Raw genomic sequence first — 25,421 nt, 5'->3', positions numbered from 1 at the left:
TGGATGTAAACGCGACAGTCACGGAAACAATTTATGAGGCTGGAACGTATCGCTGAATCAATGACACGGGTGATTCACACGGGCGACACTCATATCGGGTATCGTCAGTATCATTCGCCCGAGCGACGGGACGATTTTCTTGCCGCGTTCGACCGGGTCGTCGAGGACGCCATCGAGGACGAGATGGATGCGGTCGTCCACGCCGGCGACCTGTTCCACGACCGCCGACCCGGACTCGTGGACCTCCACGGGACGATTTCGGTCCTCCGGAAACTTCGTCGGGCGGACATCCCGTTTCTCGCGATCGTCGGGAACCACGAGAGCACGCACGGCCAACAGTGGCTCGACCTCTTCGAGACGCTGGGGCTCGCGACGCGACTCGGACCGTCCCCGGTGCTCGTCGGCGACACTGCTTTCTACGGATTGGACCACGTTCCGGTCTCGAAGCGCGACGACCTCGACTACGAGTTCGAGGCACACGACGCCGACGCCGCGGCGCTCGTCGCACACGGCCTGTTTCAGCCGTTCGACTTCGGGGACTGGGACGCCGAACACGTCCTGACCGAGGCGTCGGTCGATTTCGACGCGATGTTGCTCGGCGACAACCACAAACCCGACAAGGAGCGGGTCGCGAACGCGTGGGTGACGTACTGCGGTTCGACCGAGCGCGCGAGCGCGAGCGAGCGCGACGACCGGGGGTACAACATCGTCCACTTCGAGGAGGACGTGACCATCACCCGGCGTGGCATTCCAACCAGGGATTTCGAGTACGTCTCCGTCGCCCTCGCCGAGGAGGACGGCATCGACTTCGTTCGGGAGGCGATTCGTGAACACGACGTGGACGACTCGGTCGTCCTCGTCTCCATCGAGGGAGAGGGAACCGACGTGACGCCCGCACGAGTCGAGGAGTTCGCGCTGGACGAGGGCGCGCTCGTCGCCCGCGTGACCGACCGGCGCGAAATCGAAGCCGAAACCGAAGACCTCTCGGTTTCGTTCGCCGACCCCGACGACGCGGTTCGTGAGCGCGTCCGTGAGATGGGACTCAGCGAGACGGCCCACGCGGTGGACGAAATCGTCCGTGCGAGCAAGGTCGCGGACGCGAACGTCCGAGACGCGGTCGAAGAACGCGTCTCGACTCAGATATCGGAGGATATCACGGCGTTCGAACCGGCGGAAGGGGAGGAAAACGAATCCGACACGGACGACACCGAAGCGGTCGAGTCGGACGGAGAGACCCTCTCGGTTTCGGTGCGTTCGGACGGAGACGACACGGAGAGCGAGGACGAATCGACGGAGGAGTCGCCGTCCGAGGACGTTCCCACGGAAGAGCCAGCGCGGGGGGAAACGCCACCCGCGGAGGCCGTCGCGGATTCGGAGACAGCTACCGAAGAGGCCAGTGCCGCGGTGGACGACTCGGCCGCCGCTACCGACGAGGAGGCCGACACCGCAGACACCGACGACGCCGAGATTGACGGACAGATATCCATGGAGGACTACCTGTGAAGTTCGAGCGCGTTCGGCTGTCGAATTTCAAGTGCTACGAGGACGCGGACCTCTCGCTCGACTCGGGAGTCACCGTCATCCACGGACTCAACGGAAGCGGCAAATCCTCCCTCCTCGAAGCGTGTTTCTTCGCGCTGTACGGCGCACGGGCGCTCGACAGAACGCTCGAGGACATCGTCACCATCGGCGCGGAGGACGCGGAAGTCGAACTCTGGTTCACGCACGCGGGCGGAAGCTATCACATCCATCGCCGGGTTCGTGCGACGGGCGACTCGGCTCAAACCGCAAAATGCGTGCTCGAAACGCCCGACGGAACCCTCGACGGTGCCCGCGACGTGCGCGCCCACATCGTTAGCCTGTTTCGCATGGACGCGGAGGCGTTCGTCAACTGCGCCTACGTCCGACAAGGCGAGGTGAACAAACTCATCAACGCCACCCCGGCACAGCGCCAAGACATGATAGACGACCTCCTCCAACTCGGTAAATTAGAGGAGTATCGGGAACGCGCGAGCGACGCCCGCCTCGGCGTCAAAAGCGTCCTCGACGACCGACGGGGAAGCTACTCCGAACTCGAATCCCAAATCGAGAAAAAGGAGGAAAAGAACCTTCACGGCCTGTTGAACGACCTCGAATCGAAGCGAAACGACCTCGAATCGAAAGTCGGGAACTACGAGGACCAACGCGACAACGCCCGGAAAACCCTCGAAGACGCGGAAACGGTCCTCGAAACGTCCGAGGAGAAGCGGGAAGAGTTGAACTCCCTCGAAGCGGACATCGAGTCGCTTCAGGACGAGATAACCGAGACGGAAAGCGAACGCGAAACCTGTCGCAAACGGGCCAGCGACGTGCGGGAGACCATCGCGGAACTGGAGTCGAAGGTCGAAGAACTCCTCGCCGAAACGGACCTCGAAACCGCCGACGAGGAGGTTCTCGATTCACGGCTCGAAGCACTCGACGACGAGGACGAGTCGCTCGCGGGAAAACTCGAAGACCGGCGGATGAAGGCGAAGATGTTCGACAATCAGGCGTCGAACCTCGGCGAGCGCGTGGCCGACCTCGAATCACGGGCAACGGAGAAGCGAGAGCGGGCGAACAGACTCGACGACGAAGTCGAGGAGGCGACGGCGGAACTCGAAAACCGCCGCGAAAAGCTAACCGAAATCGACGACGAAATCGAGTCCTACCGCGAACGCTTCGCGGACGCACCGGTCGAGTTCGGGGAGACCGAGGAGCACCTCGAATCGCTCCGTTCGGACCTCGCGGACTGCCGCGAGGCGGAGACGAACGCCCGTGCAAGCCTTCGGACCGCGAAAGAGGGTGTCGAGGAAGCGGAGCGTCTCCTCGACGCCGGGAAGTGCCCGGAGTGTGGGCAATCCGTCGAGGAGTCGCCACACGTCGATACGATAGACGAGGACCGGGAACGAGTGTCGGAACTGCAGGACGAAGTCGAAACTCTTCGTGAGAAACGGACGCGTCTCGAAGCGGGAATCGAGGACGCAGAGGAACTCCTAACGGCTGAAAACCGCGTTCGAGAGCGTCGGAACAACCGGAAGAACGTCGAACAACTCGTCGAGGACCGGGAGAACGCGATTCGGGAAAAACGCGAGGAGGCCGAAACGCTCCGGGAAGAGGCGGAGACGCTCCAATCCGACGCGGCCGAGCGCAAGGAGTCGGCGGAGGAACTGGAAGCGAAAGCCGAAGCGCAGCGCGAGGAGGTCGAACGTTTGGAAGGGAAACGAGAGGAAGTGGATGCCCGTCGAACCCGAATCGAGCGGATACAGACGATACAGGAAAAGAAGGCGGACGCGGAGTCCGAACTCGACCGACTCGCCGAAAAACGAAGCCATTTGGAAGAGCTCAACGACCAGCGCCGCACGACACTCTCGGACAAACGCGCACGTCAGTCGGAACTCCGCGAAGCCTACGACGAATCCCGCGTCGAACAGGCGCGAAACGATAAGGAGCGGGCCGAGAACTACCTCGAACGGGTGACGGACGAACTCTCGTCGCTGCGTGAGCGGCGGGACGACCTCATCGACCGAATCGGCGGCGTCCGCGGCGAAATCGAGGAGTTGGAGGAACTTCGTGACCGTCGAGACGACATCGAAGAACGGGTTTCCGCGCTCGAATCGCTGTACGACGAGGCTGCCGACCTCCAGTCGATGTACGGCGATCTCAGGGCGGAACTTCGCCAGCGAAACGTCGTGAGTCTGGAGCGGATGTTGAACGAGGTGTTCGACCTCATCTACCAGAACGACTCGTACGCGCGCATCGCGCTCGACGGCGAGTACCGACTCACGATCTACCAGAAGGACGGTGAACCGCTCGACCCCGAACAGCTTTCGGGCGGGGAGCGAGCGCTGTTCAACTTGAGTTTGCGGTGTGCGATTTATCGTCTCCTCGCGGAAGGTATCGAGGGAAGCGCTCCCATGCCGCCGCTCATTCTGGATGAACCGACGGTATTCCTCGATTCGGGGCACGTCTCGCAGTTGGTGGAACTCGTCGAATCCATGCGCGAGTTGGGCGTCGAACAGATAATCGTGGTCAGCCACGACGACGAACTGGTCGGCGGTGCGGACAACCTCGTACGCGTGGAGAAGGATTCGACGACCAACCGGTCGCACGTCGAGGACAGGGAGTCACTCCTCGGCGTCGCCGACTAACGACGCTACTCCATCCGTTCCGATATCCGTCAAGCCGTAGCCGCGTTCGCCCGCAATTTTTCGCTCTTCGATGAGTCCCGCCGCACGGAACTCCGCGAGCAATCCGTGCAGGTCGCTTTCACAGAGGTCGTACGCCGAGACTATCGACCGCGCCGGAACGGGACCGCGGTCGTAAAACTCGACCAACAGGCCGAGTGCCCGGTCGTTCGGGACAGCAGTGAGAATTCGTCTGACCGGCGACGAAACCCGTCGTGCCGACGTTTCGAGCGGTGACTCGCCCGAAACCGAATCGAGGCGGTCGTTTTCGAGATAGCGTTCGTCCCCAGTACGCGGGTCACGGACGAGACTCGATTCGCCCGACTGCTTGACCAGCAAATACCGGCGTCCCGATTCGTCGCGGACAGTTCGCATGCCTCGGAGTAGCGCTGGCGAACGGTTAGTCCTTCTGGACGGAACGGTACCGGCGGTAGCCGCGTCCGAAGGTGAACAGGCCGACGATGAGGAGGCCGCCACCGAACGTCCACTGTCTCCGGAACACGAGGAGCATGATGCCGAGACTGAGACAGAAGAGGGCGATGTTGAAGAGGAGGACTTGCGACCAAAACTCCTTTTGGAGGTCCGGGTCGGCGTCCACCTCGCTGTAGTCACGGACGGAGGGGGCATCGACGCGAAGCCGTTCCGACGGATCTTCCACCGTCGGAATCATGTCGGCTTCCGGGGCGTCACCCGGGTCTTCGGACCCCTCATCGTCGTGACCGAATTTGTCGAACACCGTGGGTCGTCGTTCTACTGTAAAAGGGAAAAGCGTTCGGAGTCGATTCAGACGTGTTTTTCTAGCGTGACCGTGCTGGACGCCTTCAGCCATCCAAGGGGATTGTTAGCGTCGTAGAATACGACGCCGTCTTCCGTCTCATAGGCTTCAATCGAACTCATCGGTTCGTCGGGAACCGGAAGTTCGGTTTCTGCGCGGTCCAGCGTTCCGTCTTCTGTTGCACGGTCAGACATTGGCTTGACCTCATCCTGTGCTATGAGTTAACACATTAAATCTCTTTCCCTCCCCCGACTGGCGCAAACGGGAGGGTTTTTACCCAGAAGCGCCAAAAACAATCGACATGACTCAATCTGGGCTTGGTGACTTCGCGGGTGGAAACGAGCGTCCCGCGGCAGAAGCCCACGCCGTTGCGGGGAACGAATCGACGACGGCGAACGTCGTGGACGCCGACACGGATTGGCTCCCCGAATCACAGGGGACCATCGAGCTAGCGGTGACGCAGGTCGATTACACCATCGACGGCAGTGGTGACGAAGAGGAACCCATCATCCACGTGTTCGGGCGGACGCCGGACGACGAACAACAGCACGTTCGCGTCGTCGGGTTTCGGCCGTACTTCTACGTGCCGACGGAGACGCTGGACGACGGGAAACTGAACGACGGGCGAATCACCGGGTCCGAGGGGGGCTACGAGAGCATCCGTGGCGAGCGATTGACCAAAATATTCGGTCGGACGCCGCGGGACGTGGGGAACATCCGCGACGAGTTCGACCACTTCGAGGCGGACATCCTCTTTCCCAACCGCTTCCTCATCGACAAGGACATCAAAAGCGGGATTCGGCTTCCCGAACGCCGCCGCGAGGACGGGGCAATCGTCGTGCAGGAGGGCGAGGTCGAAGCGGCCGACGTACAGGCGAACCTCCGCGTCCACACCTTCGACATAGAGGTCGACGACCGTTCGGGATTCCCCGAGGACGGGGAAGAACCCATCATCTGTCTCACCAGTCACGACTCCTACCGCGACGAGTATATCGCATGGCTGTTCGACGCACCCGACGGCGATGGCGACCTGCCGACGGACCTCCCGGACTACGAACCGCTTCGGGACGGTTCGGACATCGACGTTCGGACGTTCGACGAGGAGGAAGCCATGCTCGATTCCTTCCTCGACTACATCGACGACACCGACCCGGACGTACTCACGGGCTGGAACTTCGAGGACTTCGACGCGCCGTACTTCCTCGACAGGCTCGAACGGTTGGAGGGACCACACCACGACTACGACCTGAATTACAATCGACTCTCTCGCGTGAACGAGGTCTGGCGGAGCGACTGGGGCGGCCCGACGGTGAAGGGCCGGGTCGTCTTCGACCTGCTCTATGCGTACAAACGAACCCAGTTCAGCGAACTCGATTCGTATCGCCTCGACGCGGTCGGAGAAGTCGAACTCGGCGTCGGGAAGGAACGCTATGCGGGAGACATCGGGGACCTCTGGGAGCAGAACCCGATGCGACTGTTGGAGTACAACGTTCGTGACGTGGAACTCTGTGTCGAACTCGATAGAAAGCAGGACATCGTCTCCTTCTGGCGGGAAGTCGCGTCGTTCGTCGGATGTAAACTCGAAGACGCGACGACGCCCGGCGACGCGGTGGACGTGTACGTCCTGCACAAGGCTCACGGACAGTTCGCGCTTCCGTCGAAGGGGCAGTTCGAGGCGGAGGATTACGAGGGCGGCGCGGTGTTCGAACCGATTACCGGCGTCAAGGAGAACGTCACGGTGCTCGACCTCAAATCGCTGTACCCGATGTGTATGGTGACGCTCAACCTGTCGCCGGAAACGTCGGTGAACCCCGACGAGTACGATGGTGACACGTACGTCGCGCCGAACGGGAGCCACTTCCGGAAGGAACCGGACGGAATCGTTCGGGAAATCATCAACGAGACGTTGAGCGAGCGCGAGGAGAAGAAGGCGCTCCGGAACGAACACGACCCGAACAGCGCCGAGTACGAGATTTACGACCAACAGCAACAGGCAGTGAAGGTCATCATGAACTCGCTCTACGGCGTGTTGGGGTGGGAACGATTCCGCCTCTACGACAAGGAGATGGGTGCGGCCATCACCGCCACCGGTCGGGAGGTCATCGAGTTCACCGAAACCGCGGCGAACGAAATCGACTACGAAGTGGCGTACGGGGACACCGATTCCGTCATGCTCGAACTCGGTGGGGACATCGAGAGGAAGGACGCTATCGACCAATCCTTCGAAATCGAGGACCACATCAACGCCCGCTACGACGAGTTCGCGCGCGAGGAGTTGAACGCGAACGAACATCGCTTCCAAATCGAGTTCGAGAAACTGTACCGACGCTTCTTCCAAGCGGGGAAGAAAAAACGCTATGCTGGCTACATCGTCTGGAAGGAGGGCAAGGACGTCGACGACATCGACATCACGGGCTTCGAGTACAAACGCTCGGACATCGCACCCATCACGAAGGAAGTCCAGCGAGAAGTCATCGAGATGATAGTCACGGGAGAGGACCTGGACGACGTAAAGGAGTACGTCCACGACATCATCGTGAACTTCCAAGGCGGAAACGTCGATTTGAACGAAGTCGCCATTCCGGGCGGCATCGGGAAGCGACTCGACAACTACGACACGGACACGGCACAGGTTCGCGGTGCGAAGTACGCGAACCTCCTCCTCGGAACCAACTTCCAGCGCGGGAGCAAGCCCAAACGCCTCTACCTGAAGAAGGTGCATCCGTCGTACTTCGAGAAAATCGAACGAGAAGGCGATTTCGACGCCCGTCCGGACACGCTGTACGGCGAGTTCAAACACGAACAGGACGTCATCTGTTTCGAGTATGCAGACCAGATTCCGGAGGAGTTCGAAATAGATTGGGACAAGATGCTCGATAAGACCCTCAAAGGTCCCATCGAACGGGTGCTGGAGGCGCTCGACATCTCGTGGGAGGAAGTGAAGACGGGCCAGCAACAGACCGGCCTCAGTAGTTTCATGTAAACGACAAGTACCGTTTTTACACCTATTAAAGGGGGAAATGAACTACTGTGCTTTCATACGGGAAAACAATTTTTTCCTTTCCGAAAACCGATTGCACAGGAATGCGAAACGGTTATGGGACAACCTACCCTTGCTCCAAATGACTTAGGTGAACCTAACAATGGCAACGCTCGAACTGAAAAATCTCCACGCAGAGGTCGTGGAAGAAGGCGAAAAGATCCTCAATGGCGTCGATCTCGAAGTCAAATCCGGAGAGATTCACGCATTGATGGGACCGAACGGTAGCGGCAAATCGACGACGTCGAAAGTCATCGCGGGCCATCCCGCGTACGAAGTCACCGAGGGTGAGGTTCTGCTTCACATCGAAGAAGGTGAGTTCGGAGACATCGAGATTCCCGAGGACATGCGCACGTGGAATCTCCTCGAACTGGAACCGAACGAGCGCGCGGCGCTCGGTGTCTTCCTCGCGTTCCAGTACCCCGCCGAAATCGAAGGGGTCACGATGTCCAACTTCCTCCGCACGGCGCTCAACGCGAAGCTCGAAGAGCGCGAAGACCTCTTCAGTGAGGAGGACGAAACTGAGGACGAGGAAGAAGAGTCGGGCTACGACACGAGTCCGATGGAAGGCCCAGCGGACGAGGGCGAAGTCGGCGTCGCCGAATTCCAGCAACTCCTCAAGGAGAAGATGGAGCTTCTCGACATGGACGAGAAGTTCGCGATGCGCTACCTCAACGCCGGCTTCTCCGGCGGTGAGAAAAAGCAGAACGAAGTGCTGCAGGCCGCCATCCTCGAACCGTCCATCGCGGTGTTGGACGAAATCGACTCCGGGCTGGACATCGACCGCCTGCAGGACGTATCGAAAGGAATCAACGCGCTCCGCGACGAGCAGGGAACTGGCATCCTCCAGATCACCCACTACCAGCGTATCCTCGACTACGTGGAACCCGACACGGTCCACATCATGCTCGACGGCGAAATCGTGAAGGAAGGCGGCCCGGAACTCGCCGAGGACCTCGAAGACAAGGGGTACGACTGGGTCCGCGACCAGGTCTACGAGACCGCATAAGGTGTTAGTATGAGTTCAGATCAGGATCACTTGAAAGAGACAGATACGGAAGAACGGTTCGAGTTCAAGAAAGAACAGCGGGCCGCGGTCAAGTCCGACAAGGGGCTGACCGAAGAGGTCGTCCGCCTCATCAGCGATGACAAGGACGAACCCGAATGGATGCTCCAGCGGCGTCTCCGCGCACTGGAACACTACCAGAACATGCCCATGCCGACGGACTGGCCCGGCCAGCCCGACCTCTCGGGACTGGACGTAGAGGAGATCGTTCCCTACATCCGCCCCGACGTGGACAAGCGCGGCGGCGCGGACGACTGGGACGACCTCCCGGACGACATCAAGGACACCTTCGACAAACTCGGTATCCCGGAGGCGGAGCGAAACGCGCTCTCCGGCGTCGGTGCCCAGTACGAGTCCGAGGTCGTCTACCAGAACATGCAGGAACAGTGGGAGGAAAAGGGCGTCATCTTCTGCAACATGGACCAAGCGGTCCAGGAGCACGAAGACCTCGTCCGAGAGTACTTCATGACGAAGTGCGTGCCGCCGAGCGACAACAAGTTCGCGGCGCTCCACGGTGCGGTCTGGTCCGGCGGGTCGTTCGTTTACGTCCCCGAGGACGTCACCGTGCAGATGCCGGTGCAGGCGTACTTCCGCATGAACTCCGAGGGGATGGGGCAGTTCGAGCACACGCTCATCATCGCGGAAGAGGGCAGCGAAGTCCACTACATCGAGGGCTGTTCCGCTCCCAAATACTCCGCGTTCAACCTCCACTCCGGCGGCGTCGAGGTGTTCGTCGGCGACGACGCTCACGTCCAGTACTCGACCGTGCAGAACTGGTCGAAGAACACGTACAACCTCAACACCAAGCGCGCCATCGTCGAGGCCGGTGGCCGCATGGAGTGGGTCTCGGGAAGCATGGGGTCGAAATCCACCATGCTCTACCCGTGTTCCATCCTCAAGGGTCGCGGGGCGTCCGCGAACCAGATATCCATCGCCTTCGCGGGCGAAGGACAGAACATCGACACCGGTGCGAAGGTCTACCACAACGCGCCGAACACCAACTCGACCATCGAGTCGAAGTCCATCAGCAAGGACGGCGGCCGCACGAACTACCGCGGCCTCGTCCACATCAGCGAAGGTGCGGTGGACTCGTCCACGTCGGTCGAGTGTGACGCGCTGATGTTCGACAACGAGTCCACGTCGGACACGATGCCGTACATGGAGATCAACGAGAACCGCGTCAACGTCGCCCACGAGGCGACCGTCGGGAAAATCGGTGACGAGGACGTCTTCTACCTCCAGAGCCGCGGCCTCGACGACGACGACGCAAAGCAGATGATCGTGAGCGGGTTCATCGAACCCATCACGGAGGAACTGCCCATCGAGTACGCGGTCGAACTCAACCGCCTCATCGAACTCGAAATGGAGGGCAGTCTCGGATGAGCACGCAGGTTCACAGCACCCTCTCGGAGGAGACCGTCCGCGAAATCTCGAGCGACCTCGACGAGCCCGACTGGCTGCTCGAAACGCGTCTCGACGCGCTCGATGCGCTTTCCGAACTCGACATGCCCGACGTCATCCGGACGCCGGGACGCGATTGGACGAACCTCGACGCGCTCGATTACGACAGCTTCGTCGACCCGCTGTCGGCCGCCGAGGAGAAAGAGCGCGTCGAACCCGAAGGCGTCTCCGTCCTCTCGCTGTCCGACGCGCTGGACGAACACGAGGACCTCGTCGAGGAGTACTTCGGCTCGGTCATCGACCCACAGGAGAACTACCTGACGGCGCTCTCGGCGGCGCTGTTCACGTCCGGCACGCTCGTCTACGTCCCCGAGGGCGTTGACGCGGAGGACGTGACGATTCGGACGACGATGCAGAGCCACTCGCTCTTCAACTACACGCTCGTCGTCACCGAGAAATCGAGTTCGGTGACGATTCTGGAGCGCCAGGAGAGCGAGGAACTGGACGGCGAGCGCTACTACAGCGGACTGGTCGAAATCGCGGCCGGCGAGAACAGCCACGTCCAGTACGGCTCCCTGCAGGACGTCGACGAGGAGACGTACACCTACACGCTGAAGCGCGGCACCGCCGCGGACCACGCCTCCGTCAACTGGATCGAGGGGAACATCGGGTCGCGTCTCACCAAGTCCTCCGTCGAGACGACCCTCGACGGCGAGGGCTCCGAGACGAAGACCGTCGGCGCGTTCTTCGGTCACGACGACCAGCACTTCGACGTCGCCGCTCGCGTCTGGCACAAGAACGAGCACACGACGGCCGACCTCGTGACGCGCGGCGTCCTCGACGACGAAGCGCGCTCGGTCTACGAGGGCGTTCAGGACGTCGGCAAGGAGGCATGGGACACGAGTTCCTACCAGCGTGAGAACACGCTGATGCTCTCCGACCGAAGCGAGGCCGACGCGTCACCGAAGCTCATCATCAACAACCACGACACCGAGGCCAGCCACTCCGCGACGGTCGGACAGGTCGACGAGGAGGACCTGTTCTACATGACCTCGCGCGGCGTGCCGGACTCGTTGGCGAAGAACATGCTCGTGGAAGGGTTCTTCGTCCCCGTCTTGGACGAGGTCGAAGTCGAGGAACTCCGCGAGGACCTCGAAGCGAAGATCGTCGAGCGACTCGACTACTGACGACGGCCTTTTCGTTCGAACTCACTTTCGGTCTTTTTCGCGCGGTCACATCAGGGAGTGTTAAGTTTCCCCACCTCCTTTCCCCAGCCATGAGTGTGAGTCAGCGCGTCTCGTCGGACCGCCAACTCGCGCGCTTGCTCCAGATCGGCGTCGTGTTGGAAGAAGTCGTCGAAGCACGGGCCGCGCGCCATTTCGAAACGCTCCCCTCCGAGGAGCGAAACGAACTCCACGAGGACGTGCGCGAACTGCTCGAGGAAGCACGCGAGGAATCGGCAGAGCACCGAGAACGTCTCGAATCGCTCATCGACGAACTCGATGCCGAAACGATCCCGTTCGAGGAGATAGAGTTGTTGGTGGGCGAGCAGTACGCCCAGACTGCGCCCGACGATTTCGACGGCGTGCTCTACGACCAACTGCACGGCGAGGAGACGGCGTACAAGTTCTACGACGACCTCATCGTCGCCATCAAAGCGAGCGAGACGAAGTTCGGGGTCGACAACGACCGACTGCTCGAGACCCTTTCTTCGATTCGAGCGGAAGAGGCAACGGGCGTCGAAGAAGTCGCGAACCTGATGGAGGCCAGCAAATGAACACAGCAGACCAATATCTGAAGGCGATATACCTCGTTCAACGTATCAACGACGGGCCGGCGGCAACCGGAGCCCTCGCGGATCGACTCGGGGTGAGTCCCGCCAGCGTCAACGAAATGGTCGGCAAACTCCAAGAGCGTGGGTTGGTCGAACACGAGAAGTATCGTGGTGCAACGCTCACCGAGGAAGGCGAAACGCGCGCCAGCGATGCCCTCCAGACCTACTGTATCTTGGAGCGCTTCCTCGCCAACGTCCTCGAAGTGGACGAGTTCCGTACCGAGGCGAAACAGCTCGAAAGCGTCATCGACGAGACGGTGGCGGCCCGACTCGACACCATCATCGACCGGGAACCCCAATGTCCCGAGTGTTTCCACGCCGACGCGGACATGTGTACATACTTGGTCGAAGACGGGCACGCGGACTGATTCGAGCGTCAAGTTGTGGATCCGAGTTCGAATACTATCCTACGAACAAAGAAGGTGTGTATTGTTCGGACTGTGTCCGGGAAATCAAAGGACTACTCCAGCCAATCCATCAGAGAAAGGCGAGCGAATCCGAACAGAACGTTTGTACTTGCCACCGTAATGTAGAAGACGGGAACGCTTCTCCCTCGAACTAACAAAGAGAAAAGCAACACACTTGTACGAGGAAGCAGTACCCGAAAATGCATAACTGCAGTCCCGTGGTGTAGCGGCCAATCATAATGGCCTTTGGACGTGACTGGTGTTCCAGTTGCGGAAGACAGCCATTGACGGCGGTTCGAATCCGCCCGGGACTATTCTGCGACGAACGTGAGGAGCGGATAGCCCGCGGATTCGATACCCAGAGGGCGAGCGGTGTTTTTTGGCCCAATTACTTGGTGCCACGCCGTTCTTCGAGCCAGCGACCGAAGCGGAGTTCGAGATCGTCGAATCGAACGAACCCAACGGTGGTGTAACTGGGATTGGGTGACGCTCCGGTCTTCCGTCCAAGTGTAGCAAAAACAAACTTCGAGTGGCCCAATCCGGCTACTACATTCTACTCAGTCGAAGAAAGGACTATACGAAGTCATTGACACGTTCTACAGAACAACCCATGGTTGAGAACAAACCGGGCGAAACACGGGGCATTCCGGACGAGCCAGTCTCTTCGGGGTCGAACTGGGGAACCCCGGCTTGGCCATCGATGACGGTATTGACGCGGATATAGTCACTTCGAATGAAATCACACACGTACTCATCGACGGTAAGGACACCGAACAGTTCCTCATCGTCACTTCCGCCTGATTCATGCAACCATTACTCAACTACCGGACGAATCGCGACCTGTTTTCGAACTCCCCCTCGGGACAGTGGTCTGGGGTGAAGCGGACGACGAGGAGTACAGATTCCCTGATTTGGTCGGCAATTCTCCACCGAGGAACCCGACACGACCATGAAGACGAACCTCACCGGAATGGCAAATGATTATTCGATTGTCGGGGGAAGGTATGAACAAGTCCGGAGAGAGCGAAGTGAAGGAAGTTATCAAATATATGGATAATGGCTGACGCAATGGAGTATCCACGTACGTTGGACGCCACACCGAAATCTAGTACTGCGGATGGTTACGGGTACGATTACCTCGTTGATGCGGGGTACTTTGAAGAACCGACATCGAACACGGTGACGTACGATTCTGACCACGATGTCAAATACCGCTTCAGTATCGAGGGGTCGGTTCGGATTGCGTACTTCGAATTCCAAATAGCGGATGTCCCAAGTGATATCCCGAAGAAAATCACGCAAGAGTTGAAACGGAGAACCCATCTGCAATACTTCTGGTTCTTCGACCCGGAGACGAACAGAGTTCAAGTATTCCGCTCTTCCCGCGGGAACTTCCAGTTCGTTTACAACCCCGAACTTCACACAGGAGCGACCGCGGGAAGCAAACGGGACAAGTTGGAACAGGTTCCAGAGGATATCAACGCGCTCTTCGATTACAAGGACGTTGTCGACCGTTTTTACCGAGAGTTGTGGGACCATCGCTCCGACCTCGCCAACTCGCTTACGACCAAGAGCGGATACACACTCGGTAAACGGGAAGAGCTCCTGTCCGCCCAACGGATCATCGATCGGCTAATCTTCCTCTACTTCCTCGTCGAGCGTGGTGTTGTCGTTCCCGTGAACGACGCAAAGGAGATGGTTCCAGGGAAGACAGACCGCGTGTTCGATACGCTCGTACGGGAGCACGATGACTTTTGGACGTTTCTCCGAACGGTCTTCTTCGACCGGTTGAACTCCCGAAGCACCGTGGATATCGAATTCACCGGGCCCTATTGGCTTCATGTCCCATATCTCAATGGTGGACTCTTCCAACCCGAAGACCTCACGACGACTGATGGGACAGTCGTCTCCGAAGACGAAGAACTCGTCGTAGAGGACTTCGACTGGGAAGACCTCATTAGCGAGCTCAACGAGTACAATTGGCTCTTAGATGGGTTCGAAGGAACGGATGAAGACGAAGCCAACACGGTCGGAAACCTTACCCCTGCGGTTCTCGGGTACATCTACGAAAAATTCATCATTTCAGTGAGTAAAGTCGGTGACGACGTTCGGCTTAGTGACTTGGACGCCGCTGAACGGAACGACTTGCTTTCGGAGGGCAACAGCGAGGTCGGTGCGTACTACACGGGGGAGGACATAACCGATTTCAAGGCCCGACGTGCGTTGTGGGAAGGCCTACTGGAAAAGGTCGACGAAGATTTCAGTGACGGGATAGAACCTAGTGAGCTGAATCAGGACGACTTGTACAGACCTGGTACGATTCAGTCCGACGAAATCGAGGCAAACCAGCGGGATGGATTCGATATTCTCTATGAGGAAACCAAGAACTTCCCGGATGTTCTGGAGTACTTGGATTCGAAGTTGAAGGAATTGAAGGTCTGTGACCCTGCTGTTGGCAGCGGCTCATTCGCCCTCGCGGTGGCAAACACGTTGTTCGAGTGGCGGTCGATGTGTAGGCCAGACACTGACGAGTACGTGCTCCGTCGGCAAATCATCGCACAGAACATCTTCGGTGTCGACATCTTGGAAGGAGCGACGGAGATTTGCAAGCTACGTCTCTGGCTGTGGCTGATTAGTGCGACTCCGGTGGACACGACTGAAGGGACGCCTGTAAACGCACGTGACGGGATTCCGCCGTTACCGGACATCACGTTCAATATCCGGACTGGAAATAGCCTCCTCGGGTTCACCGAAACCGCTGCTGTGGCTGGCAACCAACAAACACTGGAGTCCTCGACTTTGGAGGAGCGATTAGAACAGTACGGGAAAGACGTTCGTGACTACAGGGAGTCCACTAACCCGGAACAAGAAACGAAGCGCGAACTCCAGCGTCGACACGACGAACTGAAAGGGGACCTCGACGAGCGGTACGCGGCGCAAAGCGATTCGAGCAACAATTGTCTCACGATCGCTGACCACGTTGAGGATGTGGGTGCAGCATGGGATAGTATGAACGCCGCTCCGCAATCGTCTACCACGCTCAGCATCGAAATCCCAGACGGAATACCGGAATCGATTGACGAGTATTTAGAGCGGCAAGGGTTTACCACGTACAAGTACAAGGCTCGGTTAGATTCCCCGACACTTGATAAGCGGGGCGTTGAGGCAGTGTTCGAGCAACTTCGGCAACACTTTTCGAACTCGGATAATTGGGGTGTCATCATCGAGCGAGAATACGCCGGACAGGACTTCCGGAAGGACGAGTTAGACGCTTGTCACTGGCCGCTCGAATTTCCGCTCGTGTTTATGAACAACGACGGATTCGATGTCGTTATCAGCAACCCTCCATACGGCGCGTCCCTCGGTCCAGAAGAAGAGCCGTTGCTGAAGAACGAGGCTAATTACGAGTGTCAAGGGACGAACGATTCGTGTGAATGGTTCTACGAAAGAGCGCTGGACCTCGTGCATCAGCGGGGGGTAATCTCCTATATCGTCAGCAAGAGCATCGCCTTCTACAGTTCGTGGTCCGACATCAGAGAAAAATTGTTGGAGGAAACCGAATTTAAGCACATCTTCGATGTCGGTCTCGGATTCGTGGGAGTGAATCTGGAAACCGTTGCCATGATTAGCACTCTTGGTAGTGACGGCCATCGAAGTGTCCCGACAGTACACCGAAGTCGGGATCTTCGGAGTACGACCACGAACCAACCGGTCCACCTCGGTTGGGTCGACCAGGAGTTTATGCTGGATTCGAAAAACATCATCTTCCGTCCCGTGACTGACGGGCAGAGCGATGTCTTAGAGCGCCTTCTGACCCACGAACGGCGTCTCGGTGACGTGATGTCGACCGAAGACACGACGAGGCAGTTGTACATCCCGGATAGCAAAAAGAAGAACCTCGACGACGGGGACGACCACTACATCAATAAGAATCCGTGGGTTCAGGAATTCCACTTGGAGGACATCTGGCACAAGGATCTTAGCGATTACCGTGACTCCGTTGACAAATATGCGGTCCCTCGTGTCATGCTGAAAGTTCTTCGTGGAACTCGGCTTCGAGCTTGGATCGACGCGGATGGGGAAGTCGTGGGTACGGAGAAGCTCGTCAACGTCCCGCTTGAAAACAGTAGTCCGAAAGAGGTCGCGTTCATTTATGCAGCGCTAAATCACCCGTGTGCTTCTTACTACCTTCAGAAAGCGATTTTCTCGGAAACTACCGAGACCGCGCGGGTGATGGATGGGCAGTACTCCAAGCCGATTCCGATTCCAGACGTCTCTTCGGATGTAGAAACGGCAGTAGCACACCTCACTTGGACTCTCACCATGGTCAGACAACTGGATAACGACTCGAATCGCGACCTCAGGGAAAACGTAAACACGCTACAGTCCGGGCTCGATGCGATTCTAAGCGCTCTGTACTTAGATATACGGTCCGAGATGGTTTCCCAGTGGTGCGGCACGGAAGACTGGAAAAAGTCGGAGACTGAACGCGTTCGTGCGCTGTTTGGACGCTTCTACACCGAGCGGTTTGCTACTCGGAACGGGAGCCCGGACAGGTACTGGGATGAGATAGAGACAGTGACGGAAGAGGCTGTGAACACGGTTTCACGATGGGACACAGAACAAATCTCGAACTCACGTGAGATGGTAGTTGTCGAGGACGTTCTCTAAGGAGAGTCGGTGCTACTGAAAGGGTTTCGAGGGTCACTACCGCTCTCGCGGATGTTGTGGTGCATTAGCCGCACTTGCCCACGTGGCGAGAACGGACCATAGTGAGCCGACTACCTTCGCGAATGCAAGGAGTAGGCTATCAGCAGAACGCCGAGGAACTGAAACAGTCGCGTGACGAGCGTGAGCGGTTGTTGATACTGCAGACCGAGGTAGCCCTCGCGGAGGAGCAGCGAGCCGACGAAGGCGACGCCGAACGCGACGGCTGTGAGGAAAAACAAGCCCATGGAGAGTGCTCGCATCGTCCGGCTGTCGTGGCGGCGATACCCGCGGTAAGCCTGATATCCCACGTAGCTACCGACCAGCGTGGACCCGAGAGCGAGTGCGACGATAAGCCAGTCGATGATAGCGACCACGGGAGCCATCTCAGAGGTCCTCCCACATCTTCTTGAAGCGGTCGGCGGTGTCGCTCTCCCGTTCCCCGGGGAACGATTCCTCGGTGCGCGTCACGGCTGCTTCGAAGGACCCGGTGTCCAACTCGATAGAGACCTTCGATAACGTGGCCGTATAAACGCTGTAGTGATTGTTGCTGGTCCGAATCTTGGTCTGTTCTTCGAGGAGTCCGTGCGCTTGTAATCGTTCCACTCGGCGGTAGACCGTCGGTTGGGACATCTCGCATTCGTCGGCAAGCTGTTTTGCGGACATTGGTTTGATACTCGTTGCTGCGAGGATTTTCCGGGCATACTCGTCGCTGAGGACGTCGAGAAGCTCACCCAGCGCAGGATCCTCACTCACGTTTCAGTCGAATGACTATCGGTCGGACTAATAGGCCCATGGGTTTTGAACGCGGACGGTCGCGGCGACCGGTTCCGAGTGTGTGGAGGGGCTGTCGATGCAGTACAGCGCGATTGTGGAGGGCTGATGCGTCAACGGTGACCGCGATGGGGGGCATCGTGCTGTCAGAGGCCACATCACCATACTACCGGTGTGGGAGCACGTTGTCAGTTCGTCGGAGCCCATCGCATTTTAACGGAGGGTCCGTTGGATAATATAAAAAGGGGGCGAGTTTCTGACCCAGAAATTCGCAGGGTTTCAGGCTGGACAAGCCACCGACCGGCCGACTTCGATCAACCGGTCTATTTTGACGCCGGTTCCCCGAACAGTGTAGCCGTAGCCGTTGCAGTCCCACGAGAGCGAGACGGTCGGTCCGTGGTCGATGGTCGCCGGACGACCATTGATCGTCACGTCACGTTCGTCGGGGTCGATGTCCAAGGTGTAGTTGAACTTCGCAACCGTGAGTTCGCGTCCGTCGGCGGCGTAACGGAGTCCGACTCCGTTGATGCGGCCGGTCGTTCGTGTGGCGTAGACCAGTTCAAACGCGGGCGGTAGGGTCGGATTCGGCACCGAAATCGAACTCTGTGCTTCCAAGTCGGCTCTGCTCTGGTACCACTCCGTCTGTGGAGTGTCCGGCCGCCGAACTTTCGTGTTGGAACCTATTTCGGGTCGGAACGCGTCCCCCGACACTTGCACGTCGAACGTCATGTTCGTATACGTCGTCGTCACCGACCGTCGAGTGTCGTCAGCGGTCCATGCCGTCCGCTTGCGCAGCGGATAGAACCGTTCGGAGTCGACCCACAGCCGTTGTCTGTAGTGAGCCTCGCTCTGGTTGGTTGCGGTGATCTCGAGCACGTACGCGTCTCGTCCGCCGACAGTATCGGTCTCGACGAACTCGACGGCGTAGCTACGGTTCGCGTCCATTTGCGGGGCGGCGCCGGTGTGCCGCGGCAAGACGGGTAACGGCGACACGCCGACGGATTTGGGCCGCCCCGCGTCGTCGGTCAGCCCCGCGGCCGCGACGAGTCCTTGGAGCCTGACGCCCGCTTCCGAATCGGTCGGTGGTCCCGTTAACTCGACAGCGGTAACGGTGTTCCCGTCGATATCGTGGAGCCAGAGCGTGGACCCGTTCGAGACCTGCAATTCGTACCGCCGGTCCGACGCGTTCTGGAAGCGGATCCGCTTCCGGTTGGTACCCGGAACGAGCGTGACGGTGGCGACGTTTCGAGATATGACGGTGCCGTTAGTCCGCATCGTGACCGTCTGCGTGCCGGTGAACGCGTCGATGGAGCGGTAGCGTTCGGTCACGTTGGCGTTGACCGAGGGACTCGCGTCCCCTATCGTACCTCCCGCGGCCCAGAGGACGGCGGAAAGCGCGACGCCGAGGAGCAAGAGCGCAGCGAGTGTGCGTCGATTAAATCGGAATCGTGGGCGGCTCATACTAATAGCAAGCTGAGTGAAGGTTTAATTGTGTATCGGAAAACTGGCCGGAAAACACGTCCGAACGTTCGACGTCCTGATTCGGCCGGAACTTTACGACGAAAGTGCCAGTGAGAACCGCTCCGTGCGTGGACTTCTTACGGACCACTAAAAATCACAATACCAACGGGCGACTGTCGTCACTTCGAACTGTACTTGACCGTCCCGGTCCATTTACCGTAGATGTCGTCGTGTTGGTGGTCCTCGTCGAGCATGTAGACGGTCACGGTGAGCGTCCCGTCGTTGAACTGCTCGAAGGCACCTTCCTCGATTTCGACGGAGTAGGTCCCCTCGTCGTGCTGGAAACGGACGCCGGTACGCCCGACGTTCTTGCCGTTGATCTGGACGAGGAAGTACGGGTCGCCGTCCACCAGCGGTTCGGGGTCGACGTTGGGCAGGCTTGTGTTGGCCACGACTTCGACGTTGAAGTTGGAGTAGCCGTTTCCGTTCTTGGCTTTGACCTTGTCCACGAGCGTGACCTTCTTCAAGCGGCCCATTTTACCGCCCTTCCGCTTGTCGTCGAGCGGCGTGTTCGGCGACTTCGGCGGCGACCAAGATTCCGCCGTCGTCGTAGTCGTGGTTTCCGTGCTCGTCGTCGTCGTAGTCGTCTCCGTGGTCGTCGTTCCACCGTCCGACGACGTCGTTGTCGTCGTTGCTGACGTACTCGTTGCCGTGGGTGCGTCCGTGGTGGTTGTCGTCGTAGTCGTGGTCGTATCCGTTCCACCGAGTCCGGCGCAACCGGCGAGGAGAACGGAGAGAACGAGGACGACCGCGATGGATCGATGGCGATTCATACGTAGTGCGTTACTATTGGTGCGAGAAGACATAAATATCCTTTTACTGGTTTCAAGACCCTATTACCTCGTATCAAGCCGCCCCACATCGAGGGTAACGCGAGAATACTACCACGAATAGTCGAGGCAGGGGAGTATGTTCAATGACGTTCTAGCGGTCCCTCGATTTCTTCGAGGAAGTTTCGAATCGGTTGATTACTTCGCGGGGTAGGAGAACCGTCCGTCGAGAAGGAAGAACATTCCGAGGACGATGACGGCGCTGTACGTTCGCTCACAGCAATAATAGATAGGATGGCGAAAACGGTAAAAGTCAGAGACGGTCGCGGCCGTTACCGCGAGAGGTGAAACGGGTCACGTCGATCCGCTGAACCCCTCGTGCGACCGACTGGAGATACCGACGAATGTCGAACCCCGTTTGCCGGTTCGTTCGGCGTCCGCGGGAGCGCGAGCGGGTCGACTCCGAACGACTCACCAACCGTTTCACCTTCCGTTGGATTTCAGGTGAGATGAGTGGGTCGTCCGGCGAAATCAGTCGCGACAGCACTACGCAAATGGCGGCGATGACGACCGAGTAGTAACCGAACGTGGTCAGTATACTCGACGAAAAGAACGCCACGTAAATGCCGTTTATGAAGAAAAACAGTCCCACTAGTTGCAATCCCCTATTGAGATAGGAGAACGACGAATTCGTCGCCGTCGTTGTTGTTCCGATTCCTTGGAAGCTTCTCGTACTCATCCTCGTCCATCGTTTCGACGTGCGACGTAATGAAAGTCAGTCAGACACGTGTGTTTGACATGACGTGACTGAAATCGGAACGTTTGCCGAGAGCTATATAGACTATGGTATTAGATATATAAATTCGTGGTTAGACTTATAGTCGTTGGAGGAGTCTACACACGTGATGATCGAAGACGGGATACAGGCAGGATTTCAGAACGAATCCCACCCGGCCGAGGCCGTCAGCGAATCACCGACCGAGAACGCCACTGCAGGTCCCCTTTTCGCTCGGTTTTCCCATCCGCGAAGCGAGACACGGACGACTATCGCCGTCGTCTCCGACATCCACGTTTCGACCGAAAAACGTGGCACGTGGAAGGTGTTCCATCGAACCCGCGAACGCCTTCGGACCGTAATCGCCGACGCGAACGCCCGCGACGTGGATGCGGTCGTGTTCGCGGGCGACCTCACCGAGGACGGTTCGGTCGAGGATTTCGGAACCGTCCGGTCCGTTCTGGCCGACCTCGACGTACCGTACGTCGCCGTTCCGGGCAACCACGACGTTCCGAAGTCATTCGACAGCCACGAGACGCCGTCGCTCTCGTCGTTCGAATCGGAGTTCACCCCCGGTGGATTCCCGTTCCACGAACGTGCCGGTGGCGTAGATATCATCGGTTTGAACAGTGCCTCGACACCCGACGGAACGCTTTCCGACTGCCACGACGGTTGTATCTCCGACGACCAACTCGCGTGGCTCGAGGAAACGCTCCCGAAGACCGACGCACCCATCGTCGTCTCACACCACAACCTTCCGGGACTGTCCGATGGAAAAGACCCCCACTCGTGGCGCTCGTCGTTTCCGATGCGCAACGCGACGGAATTGGCGGATATCCTCTCCGAGCACGACGTTCCGTTGCACGTCTCCGGCCACCTGCACGTCCCCGCAGTCGCGGAGACGATGGGTGTGCGCGAATTAGTCATGCCGTCGCTGTGTTCGTTCCCGCAGGCCTACCTCCTGTTCGAGACCGGGCCGCTCGGAACCGCCGTTCGATTCGTTCCGACCGCCGACGAAGCGGGCACGATGGAAGCGTACATGCACGCGAAAAAGGACTCCGCTCGAAGCGACGCGCTCGCGGAGATGACGCTCGACAGAATAGACACCTTCCCGCTCGAAGACGAGCAGTTGCTCGTTCCGAACAAACCCGCTTAGTAGGAGCTATCCAGGTCGCTCGTTCCGTCCGCTCGGCCTCATTCGAGGACGAATTTCAGACGCTCCTCGTCGCTTCCCTTCGTCTCCCGACCGGTGATTCGGAACTCCCCGAGTTCGTCGGTTCGTTCGACGTGGGTGCCAGCACAAGCGGTTCTATCCGTTCCCTCGATCTCCACGATGCGGATTTCGCGGATGCTTTCGGGAAGTAGGTGAATTCGGGTTCGTTCCGGGTCGAGAGACGATTCCGCCTCGTCGCGGTCCATCTCGTACCAACTGACCGTCAATCCCGCGTCGATGCGGTCGTTCATCACCGACTCGATGTGACCGAACTCCTCGTCGGTGAACCGCTCGTAGCCACAGTCGATTCGCGCGCGGTCGGCGTACAACTGGTTGCCCGTCGTCTCCGCGTCGTACTCCTCCAACAGCACCGCCGAGAGGAGGTGTTGGGCCGTGTGGTATCGCATGTGGGCGTACCGTCGGTCCCAGTCGATTCGCCCGGTGACGGTCGTTCCCTCCTCGGGCGGCGTCCCGTCGAGCGTGTGGTAGACGGTGTCTTTCTTCTGTACGTCCGTGACGTTCAACGATTCATCCTCGAATTCGAGAATGCCGGTGTCGTACGGTTGGCCGCCGCCTTCGGGGTAGAACAGGGTTCGGTCGAGTACGACGCGGTCACCCGCGACGCGTTCGACCGTGGCCTCGAACTCCCGTTCGTCCGTCGCGTCGAGATACAGCGTCTCCGTCATACACGTGGAGAAGAGCACCCGTCACTTAATGACCTCGTCGTAACGCTAAAGAGCGAATCGTGCGTTTGTATCAGTAATGAGTACGAACGCTGAACAACGGAGGGAGTTCTGTGGGTGTCGAGATTAAGGGGTCTCCCGTCTCTGAATCGGAATTCGAGGACATGAAGACGTTTGTGTACGAGTATCTCGCGGCAAGCGTAAAGAACGAGGAGAGCGGGGGACGCATGCGGTGGTATCCGTGGCACTCCGCCGATTACCGGTTCAATCACATCCTCAACGTCGTGAACCTCGCCGAGACCATCGCGGAACGGGAGGGTGCCGACGTGGACGTCGCCCGGGTCGCCGCGCTGTTCCACGACATCGCCAAACTCGACGCGGACCAGGAAGTCCACGCCGAGGAGGGCGCGCGCGTCGCTCGAGAGTATCTGGAATCACACGGCGAGTTCCCCGAATCGTTCGTGGACCAAGTGTGCAAAGCCGTCGAGGACCATTCCTATCAGGGCGACCTGTCGCGCCTCTCGAAGGAGGCACAGAGTCTCATCGAGGCGGACATGCTGGACAAGGTCGGCGCGAACGGAACCGCCCTGATGTTGCTGCGGATGGGCTACGAGGCACGGACGCACATGGCCGCCGCCGAGATGGTGGACCGGGTGTTACAACGCGGAAAGGACGCATCCTCCCGCGTCCAGAGCGATACGGCACAGGACATCGCCCACCGTCGGCTCAAACGCGTGAAATGGTTCCGCGAATGGCTCGAAGAGGAGGTTCCGGAGATGGACGCCGAACCGTCGGGGTCGCCCCGCGGCGGCGAACGCTGACCGACGACCGTCGAGTATCCGATCATAGAAGCGTCGTCGCGGCGTCGTAGACGAAGGAAACTCCGGCGAGCGCGAGGACGCCCGCGCTCACGTACGCGACGGCGGGCGCGAACGAATCGACGCGTTTTCCGGCCGCCGACAGCGCCGCCGGAAAGCCGGTTATCCAGCAGGCGATTCCCGCGAAGAAGCCGACGATGATTATCGGCCCGCCGGTCGAAACCGTGAGACTGCCCGGCAGTCCGGAGAGGACGTCCAACCGTCCGGGGTCGAGCAGGCCGACGCCCGCGGTGAGCCACCAGATTATCTGATACGGGTTCGTGATGGCGAGTGCAAACGCCTTTCTGAACCCTCTAGCTTCCTCGTCCACCGTGTCGGCGGTGAACGTCGAGGTCGCGTCCTGTGCCGTGCCGTAGGCGAAATACAGCATCAGCAGACCGCCGACGCCGACCATGAGGCCGCGCACTATCTGCGCTTCCCTGACGACGGCGACGACGCCCGCGAGCGCGAGGACGAAAAAGCAGGCGTCCGCCGTCATCGCGCCGAGACCGGCGAAGAACCCCGACCGCCATCCGCGGAGAACGCTCTCCTCGGCGATGACGGCGTTCATCGGTCCGGGAGGTGCGGCGAGCGAGAGACCGAGGAGGACGCCCGCGAACGCCGAGACGAGTGACTCTAGCATCTGCCGTTCGTTTTGCCCGGAACCAGTAAAAGAGCGCGGTTAGAGCAAACCCTGCCATTCGGCGAACACCAACGCGCCGAAGGCGAGGAAGACGAATGCAGCGACGAGTTCGAGCCACTTCGTGGGCAGGACGCGCTCGAACCGTTCGCCGATGACGGCGTCGAGGCCGGTCCTGAGGCCGAGCGCCGCGATGACGCCGACGAATATCGAGAGCGGCGAGTTCGGAAACGTCGTCGCGAGGTTGATGGTCAGCAGTTGGGTCTTGTCCCCGAACTCCGCGAACAGGATGAACACGAACGTCGTCAGGACGCCGCCGTAGGCACCCATCCGAGTCAGCAGACCGTCGGGAATCACCGCGCCGGTCAAGCCGACGTCCATCCCGCCGCCGGTCAACAGCGGTCGGTCGTCGGACTCCTCAGTGAACTTCGCAACTGCACTCCGTAGCGTCCAGAGGCCGAAGACGACGAACAGGCCACCGGTCAGGACCGTGATGACGGTTCCGGGCAGGACGGTGACGATGACGTGACCGAAGACGATTTCGACGGTACTCCAGAGGGAGAATGCTGCCATCGCGCCGACGAACACCCGCTTTGCGTCGTAGCGCGAGGCCAACGTGACGACGACGAGTTGTCCCTTATCTCCGAACGTGGCGAGGAGGTTGGCGAGGAACGCGGCCGCTACCGGACCGTAGCCGTCGTACCGATGGATGACGTGCTGTAGACCGGCCGCTAACGGGGTGGCTGTTCCCACCAT

General features: G+C 59.3%; 22 protein-coding genes and 1 tRNA gene. 12 read left to right on the top strand and 11 right to left on the bottom strand.

What is annotated here, in order from left to right; translation table 11 throughout:
- Positions 1-60: 60 nt before the first annotated feature.
- Positions 61-1,503, top strand: coding sequence for a DNA double-strand break repair protein Mre11 (mre11, locus tag AC1XDK_RS13150; protein WP_483350353.1), 1,443 nt, complete (start codon positions 61-63; stop codon positions 1,501-1,503).
- Positions 1,500-4,166 carry a DNA double-strand break repair ATPase Rad50 gene (gene rad50, locus AC1XDK_RS13145; RefSeq protein ID WP_483350352.1) on the top strand — a complete coding sequence of 889 codons (2,667 nt, stop codon included), beginning with the start codon at positions 1,500-1,502 and terminating at the stop codon, positions 4,164-4,166. The genes mre11 and rad50 overlap by 4 nt, the downstream gene beginning before the upstream one ends.
- Here rad50 and AC1XDK_RS13140 read toward each other — a convergent pair.
- The 3 genes from AC1XDK_RS13140 to AC1XDK_RS13130 are packed head-to-tail and all read right to left on the bottom strand — an operon-like array spanning position 4,143 to position 5,171.
- Positions 4,143-4,577 carry a DUF7346 family protein gene (locus AC1XDK_RS13140; RefSeq protein ID WP_483350351.1) on the bottom strand — a complete coding sequence of 145 codons (435 nt, stop codon included), beginning with the start codon at positions 4,575-4,577 and terminating at the stop codon, positions 4,143-4,145. The two genes, rad50 and AC1XDK_RS13140, sit on opposite strands and share 24 nt — an antisense overlap.
- Before the next feature lie 25 nt (positions 4,578-4,602).
- A complete protein-coding gene (locus AC1XDK_RS13135) occupies positions 4,603-4,938 on the bottom strand; it encodes a DUF7322 domain-containing protein (protein ID WP_483350350.1) in 336 nt (111 codons plus the stop codon).
- A gap of 47 nt (positions 4,939-4,985) precedes the next feature.
- Positions 4,986-5,171 (bottom strand): DUF7331 family protein, encoded by a 186-nt coding sequence (locus AC1XDK_RS13130; RefSeq protein WP_231183199.1) that lies wholly within the window; start codon positions 5,169-5,171, stop codon positions 4,986-4,988.
- Between the two features lie 107 nt (positions 5,172-5,278).
- On the opposite strand from AC1XDK_RS13130, the gene AC1XDK_RS13125 reads away from it, so the two are divergent.
- The 8 genes from AC1XDK_RS13125 to AC1XDK_RS13090 all read left to right on the top strand — a co-directional run bounded on the left by AC1XDK_RS13125 (position 5,279) and on the right by AC1XDK_RS13090 (position 17,396).
- Positions 5,279-7,960 carry a DNA-directed DNA polymerase gene (locus tag AC1XDK_RS13125; protein WP_483350349.1) on the top strand — a complete coding sequence of 894 codons (2,682 nt, stop codon included), beginning with the start codon at positions 5,279-5,281 and terminating at the stop codon, positions 7,958-7,960.
- A gap of 160 nt (positions 7,961-8,120) precedes the next feature.
- Entirely contained in the window at positions 8,121-9,026 is a 906-nt protein-coding gene (locus AC1XDK_RS13120) for an ATP-binding cassette domain-containing protein (protein WP_483350348.1), read from the top strand.
- Positions 9,027-9,035: 9 nt separating this feature from the next.
- Positions 9,036-10,466: a Fe-S cluster assembly protein SufB gene (gene sufB, locus AC1XDK_RS13115; RefSeq protein ID WP_483350347.1), complete on the top strand. Its 1,431-nt coding sequence runs from the start codon at positions 9,036-9,038 to the stop codon at positions 10,464-10,466.
- Positions 10,463-11,671, top strand: a complete 1,209-nt coding sequence (gene sufD / locus AC1XDK_RS13110; RefSeq protein WP_483350346.1) for a Fe-S cluster assembly protein SufD — start codon at positions 10,463-10,465, stop codon at positions 11,669-11,671. The genes sufB and sufD overlap by 4 nt, the downstream gene beginning before the upstream one ends.
- Before the next feature lie 89 nt (positions 11,672-11,760).
- Complete coding sequence (locus tag AC1XDK_RS13105; RefSeq protein ID WP_483350345.1) at positions 11,761-12,261, top strand: ferritin-like domain-containing protein; 501 nt, start codon at positions 11,761-11,763, stop codon at positions 12,259-12,261.
- A complete protein-coding gene (locus AC1XDK_RS13100) occupies positions 12,258-12,686 on the top strand; it encodes a metal-dependent transcriptional regulator (RefSeq protein ID WP_483350344.1) in 429 nt (142 codons plus the stop codon). The genes AC1XDK_RS13105 and AC1XDK_RS13100 overlap by 4 nt, the downstream gene beginning before the upstream one ends.
- 251 nt (positions 12,687-12,937) lie before the next feature.
- A tRNA-Gln gene (locus tag AC1XDK_RS13095) sits at positions 12,938-13,039 on the top strand.
- A 742-nt stretch (positions 13,040-13,781) separates the two neighbouring features.
- Positions 13,782-17,396, top strand: coding sequence for an Eco57I restriction-modification methylase domain-containing protein (locus tag AC1XDK_RS13090; RefSeq protein ID WP_483350343.1), 3,615 nt, complete (start codon positions 13,782-13,784; stop codon positions 17,394-17,396).
- 110 nt (positions 17,397-17,506) lie between these two features.
- On the opposite strand, the gene AC1XDK_RS13085 is transcribed toward AC1XDK_RS13090, so the two are convergent.
- The 5 genes from AC1XDK_RS13085 to AC1XDK_RS13065 all read right to left on the bottom strand — a co-directional run bounded on the left by AC1XDK_RS13085 (position 17,507) and on the right by AC1XDK_RS13065 (position 21,236).
- A complete protein-coding gene (locus AC1XDK_RS13085; protein ID WP_483350342.1) occupies positions 17,507-17,818 on the bottom strand; it encodes a DUF7521 family protein in 312 nt (103 codons plus the stop codon).
- 1 nt (position 17,819) lies between these two features.
- A complete protein-coding gene (locus tag AC1XDK_RS13080) occupies positions 17,820-18,188 on the bottom strand; it encodes an ArsR/SmtB family transcription factor (RefSeq protein ID WP_483350341.1) in 369 nt (122 codons plus the stop codon).
- A 297-nt stretch (positions 18,189-18,485) separates the two neighbouring features.
- Complete coding sequence (locus AC1XDK_RS13075; RefSeq protein WP_483350340.1) at positions 18,486-19,667, bottom strand: LolA family protein; 1,182 nt, start codon at positions 19,665-19,667, stop codon at positions 18,486-18,488.
- A 179-nt stretch (positions 19,668-19,846) separates the two neighbouring features.
- A complete protein-coding gene (locus AC1XDK_RS13070; protein WP_483350339.1) occupies positions 19,847-20,500 on the bottom strand; it encodes a PEGA domain-containing protein in 654 nt (217 codons plus the stop codon).
- A 310-nt stretch (positions 20,501-20,810) separates the two neighbouring features.
- On the bottom strand, positions 20,811-21,236 hold the full coding sequence (locus tag AC1XDK_RS13065) for a hypothetical protein (protein WP_483350338.1): 426 nt from the start codon (positions 21,234-21,236) through the stop codon (positions 20,811-20,813).
- Between the two features lie 166 nt (positions 21,237-21,402).
- Here AC1XDK_RS13065 and AC1XDK_RS13060 point away from each other — a divergent pair, with 166 nt between their 5' ends.
- Complete coding sequence (locus tag AC1XDK_RS13060; RefSeq protein ID WP_483350668.1) at positions 21,403-22,428, top strand: metallophosphoesterase family protein; 1,026 nt, start codon at positions 21,403-21,405, stop codon at positions 22,426-22,428.
- Positions 22,429-22,466: 38 nt separating this feature from the next.
- On the opposite strand, the gene AC1XDK_RS13055 is transcribed toward AC1XDK_RS13060, so the two are convergent.
- Positions 22,467-23,171, bottom strand: coding sequence for an alanine--tRNA ligase-related protein (locus AC1XDK_RS13055; protein ID WP_483350337.1), 705 nt, complete (start codon positions 23,169-23,171; stop codon positions 22,467-22,469).
- Between the two features lie 110 nt (positions 23,172-23,281).
- Here AC1XDK_RS13055 and AC1XDK_RS13050 point away from each other — a divergent pair, with 110 nt between their 5' ends.
- The gene (locus AC1XDK_RS13050) at positions 23,282-23,989 is read left to right on the top strand and encodes an HD domain-containing protein (protein ID WP_483350336.1); all 708 of its coding nucleotides are present in this window, start codon (positions 23,282-23,284) and stop codon (positions 23,987-23,989) included.
- Positions 23,990-24,011: 22 nt separating this feature from the next.
- On the opposite strand, the gene AC1XDK_RS13045 is transcribed toward AC1XDK_RS13050, so the two are convergent.
- Complete coding sequence (locus tag AC1XDK_RS13045; protein ID WP_483350335.1) at positions 24,012-24,668, bottom strand: LysE family translocator; 657 nt, start codon at positions 24,666-24,668, stop codon at positions 24,012-24,014.
- Positions 24,669-24,707: 39 nt separating this feature from the next.
- The gene (locus AC1XDK_RS13040; RefSeq protein ID WP_483350334.1) at positions 24,708-25,421 is read right to left on the bottom strand and encodes a TMEM165/GDT1 family protein; all 714 of its coding nucleotides are present in this window, start codon (positions 25,419-25,421) and stop codon (positions 24,708-24,710) included.

The organism is Haladaptatus sp. HS23 (assembly GCF_056892285.1).
This window is presented reverse-complemented; position numbering and strand designations above follow the sequence as displayed.